We start from the raw sequence: 18,873 nt of genomic DNA on the forward strand, positions 1-18,873 counted from the left end.
CAAATCAACCCACTCACTACATATTAGAAAGGAATCTCGACTTAATAGTTCTTCTCGGGCTTTCTCAGCTTCTCATTTTCATTACGCTTATTAAAACTGCGCTAATTAGTGTATTCGATATAGTCGCCTGTAAAAAGCGGCTCCCCGTCCTCTTTGATACTAGAGATAAAGACTGCTTTGCAATCCCGCCACCTGACGCCTCGACTGCATGATTTCATATTCTACTGTTACTAAAGAAAAGACAGAACTAGCAATAAATGCAACTTCTAATTTGGCTCTACTGTGAAAAACCACGACCCGATTAACCCACTAACATTAGCTTAGGTATTGCAAATTTCTAGTGTAGTGGTTGGATTCATTAACCCCATTGGTCAACTACTAAAACGGATCCAGCAAATCTTCATCAAACTTAAGTCCTTCTAGTCCATGCTCTTCGCACAAAAGCTTGAAAGATTCTGTAGCATAGAGCACTGTACAGCCTTGTAAGCGAGATTTGAATACATAGCGTGGTTCGATATCCTCTTCATCAAATTCAATGGTTTCCAGACCATCTTCAAAACCATCGGTATGTTTCTTAAGGCACATAGACTCATCTTCAGCGCCAAAACTAAGGCAATTAAAAGCATATATGGTTTCGTCACCAACGTTTATAGGCAAGAACTCCCCCTCAGACGCTAGTACCGATTCTAGCTTATCGCATGCACCTGCAGTTAGCGCTAGATATGTGCTATACCATGTTGATATGTCCGGCATCGTAGAGTTTTTTCCTAAAACATCCTCAAAATCGCCAACCACACCATCTTTCCAAATTGGTAGTAAAGGCTCATTAGTAGAAGGCTGCAGTCGGAGTTGCCTTACTAGCTTTTTATTACCAAGCTGATTAGCAAGATTCATAATATCCAGAGTTAGAGTTTTAAACTCCTCAGGGCGTTGCTTTAACTGGTAGATTTTCATGATTGACCGCTCCAGCTAGTGTCTTTCTTTTCAATAATTTTCTGCGGATATCCACCATGCAGAAGTTTGTGCTTTACTCTTTGTAAGCGACTAATCATTGCCTGCTCAGGCAGCATTGGAGAACTAAACGTATTCACAATCCATGATTCATAGTTATACCGATGTATCTCTCGATGAGCTGGTGCTTCACTGCCTGCCCAGTGACCTTTGTCATTTTTATAGCGAGGTAGCCAAGCGCCATTCAACGGGTCATTGATTCCAATACCGTGAGCATGAAGAGCTAATCGTGTCACAACAAGTCTAACCTGCTGAAACCGCCCTTTACCCGGAATGATATGATGTGGGTCATGGATGCTACTCGGCTTAGGTTCACCAACTGCAGTGAGATTACGAGCCAGCACACAAGTCGGATGATGAGCCTCCTCGAACAACTCATCTTCATCTTTCAACTTGTTTTCAGCACGGCATGTTTCAAGATCCTGCTGTAGCATCACCTGAGAAGTGATCTTTTTTCGCTCATGCTGAAGGTGTGCCCAATCCTTTTCCAAAGCATCAGTACGCTGCTTGCAAGCTTCTTTAGATTCATTGTTAAGCGCAACACTATTCTTTTTGTCGTGATATTCAGGCCGCTTGACATTCGTAGTAATAAATAACCAACTCTAATGCAGATGGGTTGCTAGGTCGAATAGGCTTTGGCGTATACTTCACAATTCCTTCCTTGTATGTTTGGTCAATTAGATGTGACTGGCACAACAGCTTTAATAAGAGCTGTAAGCTACCAGAAAACAAGTGGCTACAAAACACTCAATACAATCAGTTTCTTCGCTAATAAAAGTAAGCAATTATACCTTCCATCACGTACTATTGACTGATTCCACTGAATCATTTAGGAGCAAAAAAATACCAGCAGGTCAATTAATGTTCCTCAAACAAAAACGCCCTTCACATAAATAAAGGGCGTTTGTTATTTGACGTTTTGATTAGCGAGCTATAACACCAGCCCACCGTCAATCTTGAGCACTTGGCCTGTGATGTAGGCGCTCTTATCTGAGGTTAGGAAAGAGACGCCATTGGCAATATCTTGAACTGAGCCCATGCGCCCTAATGGGGTTTTGCCTTCCATCATTTGAATGACTTTCTCTGGCAAGTTCTTGGTCATGTCGGTGGCGATAAAGCCTGGTGCGACACAGTTGACGCGTATCTGTGCACCCTTTCTTGAAAGTTCTTTCGCCCAGCCTTTGCTCATTGAGATGACGCCGCCTTTACTTGCGCCGTAGTTGCTCTGGCCGATATTACCATCCGTTCCCACTATAGAAGAAATGCTAACAATACTGCCTGTACCCTGCTCTAGCATGACAGGAGCAACGCGCTGGGTGAGTAAGAACACCGCTTTTAGGTTCACGTCGATCACGCTGTCCCAGTCTTGCTCTAACATGTCTGGCAACAGTGCATCTCGAGTGATGCCCGCGTTGTTAACCAGAGCATCGATTCTTCCGTGCTGCTCTACAACACTTTCTACTACTTCACTGACGGCTTTGGCATCACACAAGTTGACTTGATAACTGCTTAGCTGCGCCGACTGGCTCCATTCCACGGGCGATATATCTAGCCCGATTACGTGGAATCCATCCTCCAGTAATTGTTCACAAATCGCTTGGCCAATACCACGAGCCGCACCAGTGACTACTGCTACTTTTTCCGGTTTCATCTTGGTCTTCCTTAAATGTTGAGATTACAAATTCGCTTGTATCCCTAGCGTTTTTTGTTTTTATGCCTAGTCGCGTTACAGCTGCGCTTCTCATACGCAGGGTCTTTTATATCTTATAAAAACTATAGAAACAGTCTGGGAGTCGAATGTGAACTAATCAAGGCAACTTGATGACTATGGCAAGATCAACGTAAGAAAGTGTGTTGGAAGGCGCAAAGTTACGCGATTGGAGGACTTGGATAGAAAAGTATTGGTCTGATTAATCAAATACTACTTCATCAGACCAATATTACTTGTCTCTTAATCTCTTACAAAAGCTGGTTTTGTTATTTTCACCAGAAAAGGCTGAAGCAAGAGATTAAACAACATGCCAGCAATAAACAGGGTGATCACAATACTCGCACCACTCGGTAAGTCATAGCGAGCCGATGCGGCAATACCCGATAAGATCCCAACAATACCAATGCTGATACTGGCGACAAAGAATCGAGTTCCCTTCAATGCTGCCGCACATAAAGCTGGAATCACCAACAAAGCAAATTCTAAATAAATGCCGGTTAACTTGACCGTAATGGGCATCAGAATAGCAAAGATCAGATAAAAACCACTACCGCGCATAAACGCAGGTTTTAACCAAACCAATAGCAACATCGCAGCGGTAATGAGTGCCAGAGGCCAAACGTCTGCCCAAGTCGCCCATAACAATTGCCCATTAAGAATGCCTTGAATAAAGTCTCCGCCGTGTGGGTCTTTACTCACCAGCAGGATCGCCAGCGATGCAGACACGACAAACAAGCTGCCAATCATGGGCTCTAAATGTTGCTGGTATCGTTTCTCCATTAAGGCAATCAAACCGCAAAGCATCAAAGACATCACCCAAGGGCCAATCATTTCGCCAAAGAATGAGCCTGAGAACAGCGCGTATTGGCTCAACCAGTAGTGGCTTAGTGCTGCCCCCAATGCCGCAACTTGCGCCACCGCCAAATCTATAAAGATGATCTGACGATTAAGAACTTGTTGCCCCAGAACGATGTTGCCAACCAACGCAATTAAACCACACAAAACCGCAGGTAAAAGCCATGCATAATCCGCCATACTTAGATCCTCACAGGAACGGGCGGCACTAACACATCCAGTAAATCATCAATGACCTGATCGTACATCTCATCCAAGCTTTCACCCTCAGAAACGGTCAATGGCAGTTGAATCACAGGTTTGTCAGTATGATCTTGCAACCAGTTCGCTGGACGCTGATCCTGATGAGAGGAGTAAACAATCGCATCAAAACTGTCGGCATTTAACTTGGTGAGTGATTGCAGGTGAGATGTGGTCGGTGAAATGCCCGGTTTAGGTTCGAGATCGGCAATCTGCTTCATTCCGAGCCAATCGTACAAATAACGATACGTCGCGTGATAACCGACAACTTGCTTACCCTTTAAAGCAGCCCCTTTCTCATTCCATTCTTTAAGCTTTTTACGCCAATGAGCACGAAACTTCATACCATTCACTTGGTAACTTTGTGCGTTGTCGGGATCAATCGCTTTTAGGCGCTCCGTGACTTTACGAGATAATGGAATCATGTCATTTGCCGCAAATTGAACATGTGGGTTACCGTGAGCGTGTATATCTCCCATGCTACGGTCAACGTGAGCATGAGTATCTAACATGCGCACGAAGTCCGTCGCGTAGATCATGCTCGGCGCACCATTTTGCACCGCCGCATTGCTGCTACGAACTTGCAGCATAGGTAACCACCCCACCTCTAGCTCTGCGCCCGAACACATTGCCATGTCCGCTTGGCGCATCTTCGCAATCAAAGAAGGACGAGCTTGTACGTAATGTGGGTCTTGCTTAGCCGTTGTCGCTGAATAAATACTGGCATCTGGCGCGTGGCTTTCAAGAAAGGCTTTCCATTCTGGCTCACAAACGAAAATGTTTAGAGCCAAAGCAGGCGAAGCAATGATGGCAGCTCCTGCCGCCATCATCACCAAACTGCATTTATTTAATGTCAGCTTAGAACGCATGAGCACCGTGCGCTCCAAATGTCATCACGTATTGCAGAGTGAACACGTTGTCTGTCTCACTGTCTTGGTTATCAATGCGAGTGTATTGCGCACGGATAGTACCGAAGTGAGAAGAATCCCATGCGATCATCGCATCCATTTCTTTATCATTCAGCTCAGTAAAATGCATGTGGTCGCCATGTGCATGACCATCGTAGCTTTCTGCTTCGCCGTAACGTAGACCTGCTGACCAGCTTGGGTTGAAGCGATAAACACCCGAAACATAGTAAGCGCTTAAGTTGTTTGGTGACTCTGCATCGTTTTTATATTTGCTATCTACCACACCGTCTAACAGCATGTATTCAGCCGATAGCGTGAAGTTGCTGTATTTGTAATTACCGTCTGGTGCCCATTTCCAAACAAAATCAGCACCGTAAAGGTTCGCACCTGTCACTGCTGCGCCATGATGGTGATCGTGCTCATGCTCTTCTTCATGACCGTGGTCGTGATCTTCGAATTCTTTAACCTTGCCGTTTTCGTTACGCAGGTAACTTAAACCAAACTGCCAACTTGAAGATTCGGAGAAGTCACTACCAAGCTTCAGCGTCGTGGTGTACACGCCAACTTCAGAACCATCTTCGACAGAAGACATTTTGCTACCACTGAGCGCTTCTACACCAAGTTTTACATAAAGGTCGGTTGGCAACACGATGTTTGCACGTACACCATCATCGTAGTAGTGCGAGCCAAGGAAAGTACGATAAGCAATTGGACGCTCGACAAAGCTATCGGTGTGCATGTGTTGGTTGTTCAGGTAACCAAAGTCAGATAGGAATCGGCCAGCGCGCACATTTACACCATATGGCAATGCCAAAGTTTCGATGAATGCCTCTTCAAGCTCTAATTCTGTCTCATCACCGTGACTTTCAAGAACCGCGGTCAATGCACCGTAAAACTTGTCGTCGATATTCGATGAGAAGTTTAATTCCGTATGGCCTAGACCAAAGCCTTCTTCGCGCTCAGAATTATGACGTTGGCCATCTTGGTAGTAGCCATCAACAACAACACCAATCTGTGGGTTCGATAGTGTGTCGGCAAAAACAGGGGATGCAAAAATGCTACCGATCACGAGAGACACCAATTTCTTATTCACTACTTTTTCCTTTTTGTTATGTTATAACATTTAATTTTGCGATGTTATAATATAACAATTCTCATTACACAAGCAGAAATTTAAATTAGGTTCCGATTTCCTGTTCGTACTCAATCCATGAATTGGGCTATCAACAAATGAATCAATTGATGTTTTTTATACGTATACTAATGAGAATTAGTAATTAAATAAGTAACGGAATTTCAATATGTTGAATATGGATTTTTCAAAAAGAATCGTGATAGATACTGCTCAACAGGAATGGATAGCCAGCCCTTCCAAAGGTGTGTGGCGCAAACCTTTGGAACGAGAAGCCAAAGAATCAGGGCATACCACCAGCGTCGTTAAGTACGAGCCAAATTCGCAGTTTTCGACTCATCCTCACCCTCAAGGAGAAGAAATATTGGTGCTCGAGGGGGTATTCTCTGACGAATACGGTGACTACCCTGCCGGCACTTACCTTCGTAACCCTCCAGGAAGTCAACACGCACCATTTAGCGAAGAAGGCTGTGTGATTTTAGTTAAACTAAATCAGTTCGAATCTGAGGATCTTGAAACAGTTCGCATTAATACAAACCAAGCGAGCTGGCAGAGTGGTGTCGGTGGGTTGCAAGTCATGCCGCTGCATAATTTTGAGCACGAACATGTCGCGTTGGTTAAATGGCCAAAAGGTGAGAAGTTTCAACCACACCGTCACTTTGGTGGTGAAGAAATTTTCGTATTGTCAGGAGAGTTTAGAGACGAGCTCGGTACCTATCCCGCTCTCTCTTGGATCCGAAGCCCACATATGAGTGAGCATTTTCCTTTTGTAGAGCAAGAAACGATCATTTGGGTAAAAACAGGCCACCTGCCACTCCAAGCTCCTGCTCAGCAATCCTAATGTTTGCACACTGGCATCGTCCATTGGAACTAAAATCGGCCCGCAATTTACGAGCCGATGATCATTTCGTCACTAAGAACCCATTATTCGCGAGTGGAGCCAGTCTTTGAGCTCAGCCCGGTTATGTTTTAACACGTTCATTTCGTGATCATCAATCGGGCTTCCTTGAAGTTCTAGTACGCGGATTTCCTTATCTAAAGCATTGTAGTTTTTAACGGTTTCAGCAAATGATGCATCGTTTTCGGTAAGCTGAGTAATGGTATCCAAATGTTCTGGGAATTCATGAGTTAATGAGTGATTTTCACCTAACATAGAGACCTCTTGGCTATTATTTGAGTACAAACTAGTGCCTAATTTTCGAGCACCACATGTATAACCGTAGCATCTAATGAGACGTTAATTCGTCGCACCGCCCACAAAAAGAACAACAAAGTTATTTTCAATTTTTCCTAGAAAGTGTTTTCTTTTTAGTCTCAATAGTCGAATGCAATAGATGCCACTATGATCGTTCTATAATAACCCTCAACAATGAGAGCGATCATGCGAAAGACAATTCTAGTTACTGGATCTACTGACGGTATTGGTTTAGAAACCGCGAAAATGTTAATTAACCGTGAACAACACGTAATAATCCATGGCCGGAATATAGAGAAAGTTCAACAAGTTGAGCAAAGTTTGAGGGAGATGAAAAGTGGTAAAGTTGAAAGCCTTGTTGCTGATTTATCCTCTCCCAATGCGGTAAAACAGATAGTGATGGAGATAACAGAACGGTTCAATCATTTAGACGTCATCATTAACAATGCTGGTGTGTACGCAACACCAAATCCAAGAACTAAAGAGGGTCTTGATGTACGCTTCGCAGTCAACACCATTGCTCCCTACTTACTCACTAGAGAGCTATTGCCGTTGCTCGGAGATACGGGTCGTGTGGTTAATTTGTCTTCAGCTGCACAAACAACAGTGAACACTAGCGCTTTAGTCGGTAATAAACCATTGTCAGATGGCGAAGCATATGCCCAAAGCAAATTGGCATTAACGATGTGGTCACGAGCAATCGGACTAAAGCTTAAGAACACTGGCCCTATGTTGGTATCAGTAAACCCAAAATCATTCCTAGGTAGTAAGATGGTTAAAGATGCTTATGGGGTTGCTGGTGGTGATATCCGCTTAGGGGCAGATATTCTAACTCGCGCTGCGCTATCAGAAGAGTTTGCTCAAGCGCATGGTATGTACTTCGATAATGACATTGAAGCATTCGCGCCCCCACACCCTGATGCATTAGATCAAAGCAAAACACAGCAGATAATTGATACTATTGAATTAATCTTAAGCAAACTCTATTAATAACAATTAAGAATTATCTTGAGGTTCGTTTTTATTCGGACCTTAAAAACAATGTATTCGATAAGTGAAACTTGTTATCACTTTTCCGCAAACTCCCAATAAGGTGGCGTGCCATAGTATTCAGCAAAGTAATCAATAAAGGCACGCACCTTAGGCGCAATTAAACGAGAGCTTGGGTACACAGCCCAAATCCCAGCATCCATCGCTAAAGGGTGATCTTCGAGTACTTCCACTAGCTGACCACTTTGTAATTCTTGATAAACACTCCAAACCGAGTTGATAGAAATACCTAACCCGTTTACCGTCGCGTCTCTCATCGCATCACCATTATCGGTTTTAAAACGACCAGAAGTTCTTACATTGAACATTCCATCTTTTGTATTGAATGACCAATTATTCATTCCAACTAAGTTAATACACTCATGATTCGTCAAGTCTTGGGGCTTGTTGGGTCTCCCAAATTGTTCAATATAATCTGGTGATGCAACGATAATACGACGATCTGGCGCAAGCTTTCTTGCGACCAATGAAGAATCTTTCAACTCAGCGACACGAATGGCGACATCAAAACCTCCCTCAACCAGATCCATAATGGAATCAGAAAATCGGCAGTCCACGGTTAACCCTGGGTAACGCGCCATAAAACCTTTTAATGCGGGCACAATATGCAAGCGACCAAAAGTTGCAGAGGCGGTTATACGTAATACTCCCGTTGGCGCGCTCTGCCCTGAGCCAACAGCTCCCCTTGCTGCCTCCACTGTTGCAAGGACCTCCTCCGCGTGAGGTAAAAATGCCTGCCCCTCTTCAGTTAAGGAAACTTTGCGTGTGGTGCGATGAACTAAACGAACTCCTAAGCTGTCCTCAAGTTTATTGATGTGTGCGCTAGCGACAGCAGGAGAAAGTCCAAGCTCCTGACCAGCCATGCTGATGTTGTGTGTCGAAGCCAAACGGACAAATAGCTTTACATGATCGATGTTCATTTAATTTTCAATTATTTGTAAAAAATCACCATATAGAGCTTAGCATTTTCTTCCTTACGGATAGTAAATAAATACTCCAGTTAGAAAAAGCTGATGGGCAGATAGAAGTCCAGCTCAAACGCCTCATCATGGCTGAGGAAATGGTTTTTATGATAGTGAACATAAGCGGGAGTAGAACGCTGCTTAAAGCCTGAATTCGGCAACCACTTTTCTAACACCATACTCAATTGAGGAAGAAGCTCTCCATATACCCCTGTTAAGCGAAAAACAGCATGCAAACCACCCGGAATCGTCATTTGATTCACGACACCGCGTACTTTAAGCGGCTTATCAATCGCCATACAAGCCACATAGCGACACTTATCGAGCTCGACCCAAGCGGGGTTGGAGTGATGCAAACCGTATTGAACCGAAAAGTCCCGATTCTCAGAGCTTGCCCACGCCTTCAAAATCAGCCACGCATTGCGAATAGAACGGCTATAACCCTCATGTCGCACATAAGCCGCAAAGCGTTGTGGAACCTCCATAATTTTAGGTTCTGGCAACTCGCGTTTAGCAACCCGATGATAACCCGCAGCCACTTCCGGATCTTTTAGATACGGCTTTTCTGCGACTTGTAAATCATGCTTTCGCCACGCGCCAGGAGACATAGCGAACGTTGCTCTAAACGCTCGGCTAAAAGAAGATACCGAGCTAAAGCCGCACTTGTTAGCAATGTCTAACACCGATGAGCTGGTATCAAACATCAGTTGATTGGCGGCGTATTCCATTCTTGTGCGACGGATATATTGATGGACAGACTCCCCTACCACATCTTTAAAAATACGATGGAAGTGCTGTTCAGAATAGGCTGCTACATCTGCTAGCTCTTTAGCCGATAAATCTCTGCTAATGTCTTGGTGAATGTAAAACAGCACGTCATTGATTCTGGAAACTTGTTGATGGCTCACGGAGTAAACTTTCGCTTAAATAGCATAAGTGGACATGTTTAACAGCATAAATGGACACACCAAGCTTGGCAATTTACCTATACTATTTCTGACATAAAAAAGACATTTACGAGAAGCACAGCACATGGAAATCGCACAGTCATTACAACAAACTAAGTCATCCTACATCCGAGAGATCCTCGCAGCAGCGAGCGATAAGAACGTCATTTCTCTTGCAGGTGGCTTGCCGGACGAAAAAACCTTCCCGATCGACTTAATGAAACCGACGCTCGAAAACCTCGCGAATATGCCAGAGGTGTTTCAATACGGCGCAACAGCAGGCTACGCCCCGCTACTTAACTTTTTGACCGATTATTACCAGCTGCCGGAATCTCATTTGGCTATGATCACAACGGGCTCTCAGCAAGGGCTAGATTTGATTGCGCGTGCGTACGTGAATCCGGGCGATAAAGTGGTGATGGAAGCACCGAGCTACCTTGGTGCTATGCAAGTATTCGGTCTAGTGCAAGCCAACATCGTGACCGTTTCACAAACCGAGTGTGGTCCAAACCTTGAAGAACTTGAACAATGCTTTGCTACACAGCAACCGAAAATGTTCTATGCTGTGCCCGATTTTCACAACCCAACGGGCGTGTGCTGGGCGCTAGAGACTCGCCAAAAAGTTGCCGAGCTTTGTATACAATACGACGTGGCATTCATTGAAGACGCACCATACCGCGAGCTACGTTTTTCTGGTGAAGCGCTTCCACTGGTTTCGGACTTCTGCCCACAGCACTCCATCGTATTGCGCTCTTTCTCCAAAATAGCTTCACCAGGCTTGCGTATTGGTGTAGTTACGGGCAAGAGTAGCTACCTTGAGCCACTCATCAAAATTAAACAAGGTGCCGATCTGCACTCTAGTATTCCTATGCAAGCTTTGCTGCATGGTCTACTGCAACATGACAACTTCGAAACGCACATTTCAACCATCTGTGCGCTTTACAAATCACGTTACGATGTCATGTTTGCTGAACTGCAAAAACAGCTGCCAGAAAGTTGCGTACTCAAACCCGTCGATGGTGGTATGTTCGTTTGGGTCGAAATTCCAGAATGCGACACCTTCGAACTGGCGAAAAACCTTCTCGCAAACTGGGTTGCTGTAGTGCCTAGCCCGGTCTTTTATCCAGAAGGTTCAAAGGTAAAAGCCGCTCTGCGTCTTAACTTTACCAATGCTACACCAGAAGAACTGACGACAGCTGTCTCTCGACTCGCGGATGTCCTCAACACGTTGTAATTGAGCGCGAGTGTAAGAACCTGCCTTTGAGATTCAAAAAAGTCTCAAAGGCAGCATCAAAAAAGTTCCCCAAAAAAATTTATATTTTTCCTTCAAATCAACTCTCTACAGTAAGTGCCTGTTTTCTCTTGAACCTCTCACTCATATAAAAATGAGAACTCAATCACGTATTTGATAGTTAGAAAAGTTACGTCTATCTTTCAGTCAAAGACATCAACTTCGCAGCGTTAATGCTCTCAATTTCAGACACTTTATCAATCGTGGCTTAGCGGTTGATAAACGACTAAAAAAGCATCTGTGGGCAGACCCACTACGAAGGGTTGACCAGAACCATTCTGAATGTCGCGAGCCAATCTTTTGATTGGCAATTACGTCAGTGAATCGCACCAAATGACAGAGGGGTTATCAGGATGAATACTCGAACCACGACAGGACTCGTCACCATCGGCTGGTCCGTTACACTTTCACTTTTTACCGCATTCGCCGTGTATGCCAATACGTCGCCAAACTGTAGTGACGTATTAGCGGGCAACACAACCGCCGCATCGCAAAAAATGATGGTTTTATTGGGCGAAGACATCACCAAATCCAACCGTATAACTACGGTGATTCCAGCCGAAAACAATCCATTTGTGACCGAAGAACTGGTTTCGGTTTCTAACGACGTATCGCCAAACGGTCGTCTTTCACAAAAGAGTTTGGAAGAGATTCGGAAAGTCCGCTCAAATCTAGAGAAAGCAGCACAGGAAGTAAGCCGATTACAGGGCACTTTTGAAGTGGCTTTCATCAGTTTGATTGATGGTTACTGCCAATTTTCTAATCATAAACGTACTCAACATGCCAAAATCGACTTTGACCATTTGGAAGGCCTCACTTTGTATTCAATCCCCGCTTTAATAGCAATGGTCGATCAGTCGTACTCCATGGCAAAGAATCGAATCGCTAATGAGCAGAAACAGTTAAGCGACATTGAAAAAGAGAAACAGCGGCAGAAACAACAAGCAACCGCGGCAGCAGCCGCTCGTTACCAAGACGGTAACGTACTCGTAAGAGTCGAGAACTTTGATGGCGCTAATGTGACATTTTCCGTTACTAACATTGGATCACAAGGATCATTACAACCAAATTTCAACACGTTTAATGCCTATCGCACCGAAAGTGGAGAATTAATCTACAAGTCAGAATCTTTATTACACCTGGCGGATACTGCAGGTAACACACTTGAAACAATGGGTATCGCTGAGCTCTCATCACAAGGTGGAAGTGACAAATCGATCTCTCCTGGAGAAACCCGAAAATTCGTTACTAGCATTGCTTCAGAAGTCGCGCCACATACGCAGTTGAGCTTAGAGTTTCCAGCCAAAGTGCTTAATACTGAGCGAGACTTTACATTGTCGTTTTCTGATACATCAGCGGTGGCGACAGCAAACGTCAATTAACGCAAGGTAGCCAGTATTTGTAGAGCGCATCAAAGACAGGCGAGCAACGCCTGTCTTTCAATTATGATCAAGCCAATAGCTACTGTTTGCACTTGTAAGCATTTGCAAACATCGTCACTGACGTAGAAAAGCTCAACGGTTGATATAAGTACAAGGTATCTGCGCCTAAATCTGCCGCCTTGATGCGCATTTGGTTTAGCGTCCCCCAAACCATGTCTTTATCGGCGTGAAGCCAATAGTCGTAAAAGTGTCCTTCTGAGCCGATCACGGTACCCATTAGTTCACAGTTTTCAATCGCATTCACATTGTCCCAAAGCACCTGTACTTGCTCAGATTCTTGAGTTGGGAACGTCACACATCCCGTTAATGATGCCGCTAACGCGAGAGTCATCACTCGCTTTTTCATACTTATATCGCCAAAATTTTTCATAGATGGCAGATTTTATGAATGGCTGATGTGATGACTAGCAAAAACTTTTTATCGCGTGTTCAAGTAGAATTAATGGACAACGGAAAAGATCCAAAAGGTGATCATGCAGCTAGCGAGCAAAAACCTAATAATCACAGACCTAGCAATAAAGCTGTATCTGAGATACAACAGTAATGATTAAATAGCCGCGAGGGATAGAGTTTGGTTGCTAAAAATAAGCTAATTCGCTACACAGCTACGGAAGTCGCTGATGCATTTGACAAAGAAGATGAGCTCATTAAACAAGTTCAGTCCAACCAACTCTCGCAAGTGCTATTACTTTGGCAAGTAAAAAGTCCAACGCTCGTGCTTCCCGCGGGTAAGAAATGGCCAGTGTCTAATGAGTTAGAACATGCGTTAAATACGTCTGGCTGGAAGCTCTTTTCTCGTAAAACCGGTGGTGCCCCAGTCCCTCAGGTGCCAGGTATTATCAATCTATCCCACATTTACCACTGGCCAGAAGGCGAGCCTTACAACATCAAAAAAGCGTATCTCGATTTATGTGCGATATTAACGGTTTTCTTTAAACAGCTCGGCGTGAAAGTGGATGTTCATGCTACGCCTTATTCCTACTGCGATGGCGAGTACAACCTCAACATTGGCGGGCAAAAAGTCGTGGGAACCGCGCAGCGTGTTTTACTTAAAAAAGGCGGCGGACAAGTGGTATTGTCACAAGCATGCATTCTGATTGATGCCGACGTCGAGAAGATTGTCGAACCAGTACGAATGTGTAATCAGCTTTGCGGTCACAGCGATGATATTCGTGGTGATGTCCACACACCGCTCTTCCATCATGTATCCGACCGCCCATCGGTAGATTCGCTCTTTCAGCAATTGACGAGTGCGTTTTTAACGCATGCAAAAGCGAAGTAATGAAAGGAGCAAGCCTCCCCCACACTCCGAACAGCATTTGATAAACTAAAACTGCATACCGTGATAACGATGTAAGAATGGGCATCGCCAACGTAAAACCATTCAATCGATCGACCAAACCAGTTATCAGTTTTGCCTGCCAAAAAGAAATGAGATCCAGTTCAAATATTTATCCATGACGGAATTAGTTGAAGCCTGCGCGTAAAAGCCTCAGAATGTCGCACTTTTCGCACCGATTTGTTTTCGGCGCGTTGTTATCTAACTCTACAATTGAGAATCATACATATGGGTTTTACCTCGTTAGGTCTATCTGCTCCAATCCTTAAAGCTATTCAAGAGAAAGGCTACGACACCCCTTCGCCAATTCAGGCAAAAGCAATTCCTGCTATTTTGGAAGGGAAAGACGTAATGGCAGCAGCGCAGACTGGTACAGGTAAAACTGCAGGCTTTACGCTACCGATTCTTGAGCGTTTATCGAACGGCCCTCGCGTTCGTGCTAACCAAGTTCGTGCACTTATCCTGACGCCAACGCGTGAACTTGCGGCTCAGGTGCAAGAAAACGTGTTTATGTACGGCCGTCATCTTCCACTAAGCAGTGCGGTGGTTTTTGGTGGTGTGAAGATCAACCCGCAAATGCTGCGTCTTCGCAAAGGTGCGGATGTGTTGGTCGCGACACCAGGGCGCCTGATGGATTTGTACAACCAAAATGCGGTGAAGTTCGACCAACTGGAAGTGCTAGTGCTGGATGAAGCAGACCGTATGTTGGATATGGGCTTTATCCGTGACATTCGTAAGATCCTAGCTCTGCTACCAAAACAGCGTCAGAACCTACTGTTCTCGGCGACTTTCTCGGATGAAATCCGCGACCTTGCGAAAGGCTTGGTGAACAACCCGGTTGAGATTTCAGTGAACCCGGCAAACTCGACGGCAAGAACGGTTGAGCAAAGCATCTACCCAGCAGACGTGAAAAAGAAAGCACCGATGTTGGTTAAATTGATCAAAGACGGCGATTGGAAGCAAGTGCTGGTGTTTACGAAAACGAAACACGGCGTAAACCGTCTAGCGAAGTTCCTGATCGAACAAAACCTACCGGCTGCTGCCATCCACGGCAACAAGAGCCAAGGCGCACGTACCAAAGCACTGGCGGATTTTAAATCGGGTGAAATTCGTGTGTTGGTCGCGACGGACATTGCTGCGCGCGGTATCGATATTCCTCAATTGCCGCAAGTGGTGAACTTTGAGCTACCTAAAGTGGCAGAAGACTACGTTCACCGTATTGGTCGTACTGGCCGCGCGGGCGAAGTAGGTAAAGCGATTTCACTCGTGTGTGCGCTAGAAGCATCTGAGTTGTTTGCGATTGAACGTTTGATTCAAGAAGTACTACCACGTAAAGAGCTGGAAGGTTTTGCGCCAACCAATGTGGTGCCAGAATCTAAACTGGATACTCGCCCAATCAAACCGAAAAAACCTAAGAAGCCGAAAAAACCAAAAGCGCCAAATGCTGCAAGTGAAAACGCCCCAGCAACCGATAAGAAAGCAGGCAATGGTGCAAACAAACCTAAGCGTCGCTTCAACGCTGGTAACAACGGCAACAAAAACAGCACCAACCAAGGCGGTGCAGGCAAGCCTAAAGGTAACCGCAAGCCAAACAATGCTAAGCCTGCAGGAAACAAACCGTCAGGTCAGCGCCGTAAACCTCGTCCGCAGGCTGCAAACTAACCTGTAAACGGCCACCGATAGCAAATACAACAAAGCCGCTGATAATCTCAGCGGCTTTTTTTCTTAAAACACAGTTTTTTTAGAATACAGCTTTGTTAAAACAGTCTACATTAAAGGTGTGATTCGAATATCTGCGATTTGCGCTTCGTTCTTTTCACCCTCAATACCACCAGCGTAGATGTAGGTTTCATTCGATTTGAGGTAACTCATATTGAAGTGGTCCTTCAGCGCGATCTGATAGGTTTTTCCCTGCTCCAACGCTACTTCAATTGGCGTTGAGTAACGCATACCTTGGTTTTCACCAATATGGCCCATCTGCAAGTAACCTTGGCCAACCACCTTACCTGCATCATCCAATACCTCTAACAATTTCACGGTGTTCGTGATGCCAGTATTAAGTTGCCCTAGGTTATTGTTGTACCAAGCATCGAACTGGTAAGTGCTCGTTACAGGCGCTGTAAACGACTCTGTACCTTTTACGATGCCACTGTCTTTACTCACCGTAACCACTGAGACATTGTCTTTGAGTGGCTGATATTCGCCATCGAGTTTGATGCGGATCTCTTCACCGACACAAACAGGTTGGCTTGGGTTAGAACGGAAGCCTTTATCGTTAATGCTTTCAGCCAAATAACAAGCAAAACCTGTTGGCGTATCGGAATAAGATTGAGCAATCACGTTCTTTTGAATCAGCTCGCCATTGCGATACAAGTTCACGTTGTACTTGCTCGTCACGTCAATCGAAACAGAATTATCAACGCTTTTTACCACCAATGTCGGCTCTTGCGGAGAATAAACGCGGCTATCTTCACTCACATACGGTTTCACACCAGAAACTAAAGTAATGCTGCTATCTACGTTCACTAGCGCGCCCAGTGTCACGTGGAAATGCCCCTCTTCGTCCATTGTGACATTTTCAACTGGGTAGTAGCCCGTTTCATCTTTGCTTACTTCAGGCAAATCAATGGTTACCGAGTAGTTCTTTCCTTTGAAGGCAAAGTTTTCCAACTTGATTTGTTCAGACTGAGCCAACAAGTTATTGCGCACCCAACTTGTGATAAATGGCTTCACTTCCAACTTACCCGTTTCGGTATGGATGCCGAATAAGGTCTCTACCACCATGTTCAAGTAGCCACCCACAGACCAAAGCTGACGCTGAGAGTTAATCACTGGGCCATCCAAGCTCGGATCTTCGCCATGATCACTATGGATGATGAATGACTTACCAGAAAGCCACTCTAAGTTTTCCATGTTGGATAAATTGGTCGCTGTACCACGAACCAACGATTGAATGGCATTGTTCGCCGCAGCCACGTTTTGTGTTTGATGCGCGGCGCGCAAGCTGTACGCGGTAACAAATGGCCAAATTGCGCGGTTATGGTACACAGGCACATCCGGTTGTTGAGGGAAGTAAACCGGCACGCCAAACTCACTGTGGGGGTAATTGGCCATGATTTGCTTCGCCTGCGCATCACTTGCCACGCCACTGATGATCGCCAACGCTTCGCCCAACATGTCATATTTGTCGACCGCGATGTCTTTGCCATTGTCAAACAAATAGCTTACGTACATACCGCGTTCGGCATTCCAAAACTGCTCGTTGATAGCGGTTTTTAACTGCTCAGCCCAATTGGTGTATTTGACCGCGTTGGTTGAATCGTACTTCTCTGCCAACTTAGCCGCGAGCTGAATCGCGCGGTAGTGAACCACGTTTGTCGATAACGCTTTGCTGCTACCAATTGTATTGACATCGTTTGGCGTCCACGTTGAATACGTTTGCTCACGCCAATCGAGGAATGATTGTTCACCAGTGTATAAACCGGATTTCGCATCAAAAGCCGCCAGGCGATCGGCTTCAAGTGTATTGCTGATCGCTTTGTAAGCGCGCTCAGAAAATTGGTTGTACTCTTCCCCATCTAATGCCGAAAGTAAGCGTTCAGCACCAAGCGCCCAAGTCGTGCGATCGGTACTGATTGGCCAACTGCCGCCAGTGCCCGTGTCTTGCACAATCTGCTCGCCATCGTATTGCTGATCGGTCGTGTCGCGGAAAGCAGACAATTTGAAATTCAAACCATTTTGCACCCGAGTTGGATTCATCAATGCAAGCGAAAGGTCTGCTGCGTACGCCAAATCACGCGTCCATACGTAATGCCACTTCGCGCCCGTCTCAAAAACTTCCGCTTTGATTGGGTTGTTGTAGTTGTAATTGCCGTCTTTGATTTCAGAAACGGCAAGCTGGTCTAGCTCTTTCATCGTCAATGCAAACAACGCGTCAAACGCGACATCACCCGACACCACTCGCGGCCCTGTTTGCTCATTAATCACTAAGCCTTGGTCGAGCGCATCACGCAATTCTGTCGTCGTTGAAATACCAAATTCACGCAGCTCCGCTTTAGGATCTTTCACCGAGAAAATCACGGTATCACTCGAGTCATCGTAATTGGCGAACAGTTTCATTTCTTTGCTCTGATGCCCTTCATGCACCATTGCAGGGTCGAGAATCGCATCAGAGTAGTATTTTTCCGCTTCTTCTTGTGTTGCTTTCGTCACAGTCATTGTCGCGCGACTTTCATCGGCAAAGCTCACAGAAAACTTGTAATACCCTTTGTCTTCAAACGTGATCTCAGAGTTGCAATCATCGTTCATACACGCTTCATTCGTGTCTGGTTTTGGCAGGTACTCCTGAGCTTTATCGAACGCCGCGGGCTCCTCAAAGTAGGTGTATTGGATCTGCCAACCCGGATCAGCAATCTTGAACTGATTACTACCTCGAGCGACGCGCAGTACGGTTTCGTACTCGTTATTACCCAAATAGTTTAGCTTGGCATGCTCTGCCGTGCCCCAATCCCCATTTAAACCACGTAAATATAAGTCGGCTGAAATAATTGGTTTGTCGACCGGCACTGGCGCATCAGAAGAATCTGACCCACATCCAGCAAGACCAATACAAGACGCGACAGCAAGCGCAATAAAACTCGGTTTCATGTTCATCCCTTAGATTGTTGTTTTGGCGACAGTCTAAAGAACACCTTTTTGAGGGGAAAATAGGAAGTCAGGAGCGAGCTATAGATAACATCTATACGTCAAACCCCAACAGTGATGTAGATCTATGAAATGCGCATAATTTC

General features: G+C 45.2%; 17 protein-coding genes. 6 read left to right on the plus strand and 11 right to left on the minus strand.

Features of this window, described 5'->3' with window-relative positions:
• Positions 1-378: 378 nt before the first annotated feature.
• The 6 genes from R7127_RS02625 to R7127_RS02650 form a co-directional block, all read right to left on the minus strand.
• Positions 379-954 (minus strand): hypothetical protein, encoded by a 576-nt coding sequence (locus R7127_RS02625; protein ID WP_033906347.1) that lies wholly within the window; start codon positions 952-954, stop codon positions 379-381.
• Complete coding sequence (locus R7127_RS02630; protein ID WP_050550087.1) at positions 951-1,502, minus strand: AHH domain-containing protein; 552 nt, start codon at positions 1,500-1,502, stop codon at positions 951-953. The genes R7127_RS02625 and R7127_RS02630 overlap by 4 nt, the downstream gene beginning before the upstream one ends.
• A 440-nt stretch (positions 1,503-1,942) precedes the next feature.
• Positions 1,943-2,662 (minus strand): 3-oxoacyl-ACP reductase FabG, encoded by a 720-nt coding sequence (gene fabG / locus R7127_RS02635; protein ID WP_064376207.1) that lies wholly within the window; start codon positions 2,660-2,662, stop codon positions 1,943-1,945.
• 300 nt (positions 2,663-2,962) lie between these two features.
• Positions 2,963-3,757, minus strand: a complete 795-nt coding sequence (locus tag R7127_RS02640; RefSeq protein WP_005373725.1) for a metal ABC transporter permease — start codon at positions 3,755-3,757, stop codon at positions 2,963-2,965.
• A 2-nt stretch (positions 3,758-3,759) separates the two neighbouring features.
• Positions 3,760-4,686: a metal ABC transporter solute-binding protein, Zn/Mn family gene (locus tag R7127_RS02645; RefSeq protein WP_064376205.1), complete on the minus strand. Its 927-nt coding sequence runs from the start codon at positions 4,684-4,686 to the stop codon at positions 3,760-3,762.
• Positions 4,676-5,818, minus strand: coding sequence for a hypothetical protein (locus R7127_RS02650; protein WP_005373731.1), 1,143 nt, complete (start codon positions 5,816-5,818; stop codon positions 4,676-4,678). The genes R7127_RS02645 and R7127_RS02650 overlap by 11 nt, the downstream gene beginning before the upstream one ends.
• 208 nt (positions 5,819-6,026) lie before the next feature.
• Here R7127_RS02650 and R7127_RS02655 point away from each other — a divergent pair, with 208 nt between their 5' ends.
• Positions 6,027-6,698 carry a cupin domain-containing protein gene (locus tag R7127_RS02655; protein ID WP_005373734.1) on the plus strand — a complete coding sequence of 224 codons (672 nt, stop codon included), beginning with the start codon at positions 6,027-6,029 and terminating at the stop codon, positions 6,696-6,698.
• A gap of 72 nt (positions 6,699-6,770) precedes the next feature.
• Here the strand turns inward: R7127_RS02655 and R7127_RS02660 are convergent, their stop codons facing one another.
• Positions 6,771-7,010, minus strand: coding sequence for a YdcH family protein (locus tag R7127_RS02660; protein WP_005373737.1), 240 nt, complete (start codon positions 7,008-7,010; stop codon positions 6,771-6,773).
• A gap of 228 nt (positions 7,011-7,238) precedes the next feature.
• Between R7127_RS02660 and R7127_RS02665 the strand changes: the two genes are divergently transcribed.
• Positions 7,239-8,042, plus strand: a complete 804-nt coding sequence (locus R7127_RS02665) for an SDR family NAD(P)-dependent oxidoreductase (RefSeq protein WP_005373739.1) — start codon at positions 7,239-7,241, stop codon at positions 8,040-8,042.
• Between the two features lie 77 nt (positions 8,043-8,119).
• Here the strand turns inward: R7127_RS02665 and R7127_RS02670 are convergent, their stop codons facing one another.
• On the minus strand, positions 8,120-9,022 hold the full coding sequence (locus R7127_RS02670) for a LysR family transcriptional regulator (protein ID WP_005373741.1): 903 nt from the start codon (positions 9,020-9,022) through the stop codon (positions 8,120-8,122).
• Between the two features lie 80 nt (positions 9,023-9,102).
• A complete protein-coding gene (locus R7127_RS02675; protein WP_033906341.1) occupies positions 9,103-9,972 on the minus strand; it encodes an AraC family transcriptional regulator in 870 nt (289 codons plus the stop codon).
• A 124-nt stretch (positions 9,973-10,096) separates the two neighbouring features.
• Between R7127_RS02675 and R7127_RS02680 the strand changes: the two genes are divergently transcribed.
• On the plus strand, positions 10,097-11,245 hold the full coding sequence (locus tag R7127_RS02680) for a PLP-dependent aminotransferase family protein (protein WP_017819834.1): 1,149 nt from the start codon (positions 10,097-10,099) through the stop codon (positions 11,243-11,245).
• Between the two features lie 410 nt (positions 11,246-11,655).
• Positions 11,656-12,684, plus strand: coding sequence for a hypothetical protein (locus R7127_RS02685; RefSeq protein WP_033906340.1), 1,029 nt, complete (start codon positions 11,656-11,658; stop codon positions 12,682-12,684).
• A 79-nt stretch (positions 12,685-12,763) separates the two neighbouring features.
• On the opposite strand, the gene R7127_RS02690 is transcribed toward R7127_RS02685, so the two are convergent.
• Positions 12,764-13,090: a DUF4156 domain-containing protein gene (locus tag R7127_RS02690; RefSeq protein WP_025767966.1), complete on the minus strand. Its 327-nt coding sequence runs from the start codon at positions 13,088-13,090 to the stop codon at positions 12,764-12,766.
• Between the two features lie 225 nt (positions 13,091-13,315).
• Here R7127_RS02690 and R7127_RS02695 point away from each other — a divergent pair, with 225 nt between their 5' ends.
• Positions 13,316-14,026 carry a biotin/lipoate A/B protein ligase family protein gene (locus R7127_RS02695; RefSeq protein WP_033906339.1) on the plus strand — a complete coding sequence of 237 codons (711 nt, stop codon included), beginning with the start codon at positions 13,316-13,318 and terminating at the stop codon, positions 14,024-14,026.
• 285 nt (positions 14,027-14,311) lie between these two features.
• Positions 14,312-15,745 carry a DEAD/DEAH box helicase gene (locus tag R7127_RS02700; protein WP_318141782.1) on the plus strand — a complete coding sequence of 478 codons (1,434 nt, stop codon included), beginning with the start codon at positions 14,312-14,314 and terminating at the stop codon, positions 15,743-15,745.
• A 105-nt stretch (positions 15,746-15,850) separates the two neighbouring features.
• On the opposite strand, the gene R7127_RS02705 is transcribed toward R7127_RS02700, so the two are convergent.
• Positions 15,851-18,730, minus strand: a complete 2,880-nt coding sequence (locus R7127_RS02705; RefSeq protein ID WP_172563718.1) for an MGH1-like glycoside hydrolase domain-containing protein — start codon at positions 18,728-18,730, stop codon at positions 15,851-15,853.
• Positions 18,731-18,873: the final 143 nt, after the last annotated feature.

It is taken from the genome of Vibrio sp. 1159, assembly GCF_033340395.1.
Taxonomy (GTDB): Bacteria; Pseudomonadota; Gammaproteobacteria; order Enterobacterales; family Vibrionaceae; genus Vibrio; species Vibrio alginolyticus.

Excerpts from the sequence above, each read along its gene's own strand:
- R7127_RS02625 (WP_033906347.1), bottom strand. The coding sequence starts at position 954 with ATGAAAATCTACCAGTTAAAGCAACGCCCTGAGGAGTTTAAAACTCTA.
- fabG (WP_064376207.1), bottom strand. The coding sequence starts at position 2,662 with ATGAAACCGGAAAAAGTAGCAGTAGTCACTGGTGCGGCTCGTGGTATT.
- R7127_RS02640 (WP_005373725.1), bottom strand. The coding sequence starts at position 3,757 with ATGGCGGATTATGCATGGCTTTTACCTGCGGTTTTGTGTGGTTTAATT.
- R7127_RS02645 (WP_064376205.1), bottom strand. The coding sequence starts at position 4,686 with ATGCGTTCTAAGCTGACATTAAATAAATGCAGTTTGGTGATGATGGCG.
- R7127_RS02655 (WP_005373734.1), top strand. The coding sequence starts at position 6,027 with ATGTTGAATATGGATTTTTCAAAAAGAATCGTGATAGATACTGCTCAA.
- R7127_RS02660 (WP_005373737.1), bottom strand. The coding sequence starts at position 7,010 with ATGTTAGGTGAAAATCACTCATTAACTCATGAATTCCCAGAACATTTG.
- R7127_RS02665 (WP_005373739.1), top strand. The coding sequence starts at position 7,239 with ATGCGAAAGACAATTCTAGTTACTGGATCTACTGACGGTATTGGTTTA.
- R7127_RS02670 (WP_005373741.1), bottom strand. The coding sequence starts at position 9,022 with ATGAACATCGATCATGTAAAGCTATTTGTCCGTTTGGCTTCGACACAC.
- R7127_RS02680 (WP_017819834.1), top strand. The coding sequence starts at position 10,097 with ATGGAAATCGCACAGTCATTACAACAAACTAAGTCATCCTACATCCGA.
- R7127_RS02685 (WP_033906340.1), top strand. The coding sequence starts at position 11,656 with ATGAATACTCGAACCACGACAGGACTCGTCACCATCGGCTGGTCCGTT.
- R7127_RS02690 (WP_025767966.1), bottom strand. The coding sequence starts at position 13,090 with ATGAAAAAGCGAGTGATGACTCTCGCGTTAGCGGCATCATTAACGGGA.
- R7127_RS02700 (WP_318141782.1), top strand. The coding sequence starts at position 14,312 with ATGGGTTTTACCTCGTTAGGTCTATCTGCTCCAATCCTTAAAGCTATT.
- R7127_RS02705 (WP_172563718.1), bottom strand. The coding sequence starts at position 18,730 with ATGAAACCGAGTTTTATTGCGCTTGCTGTCGCGTCTTGTATTGGTCTT.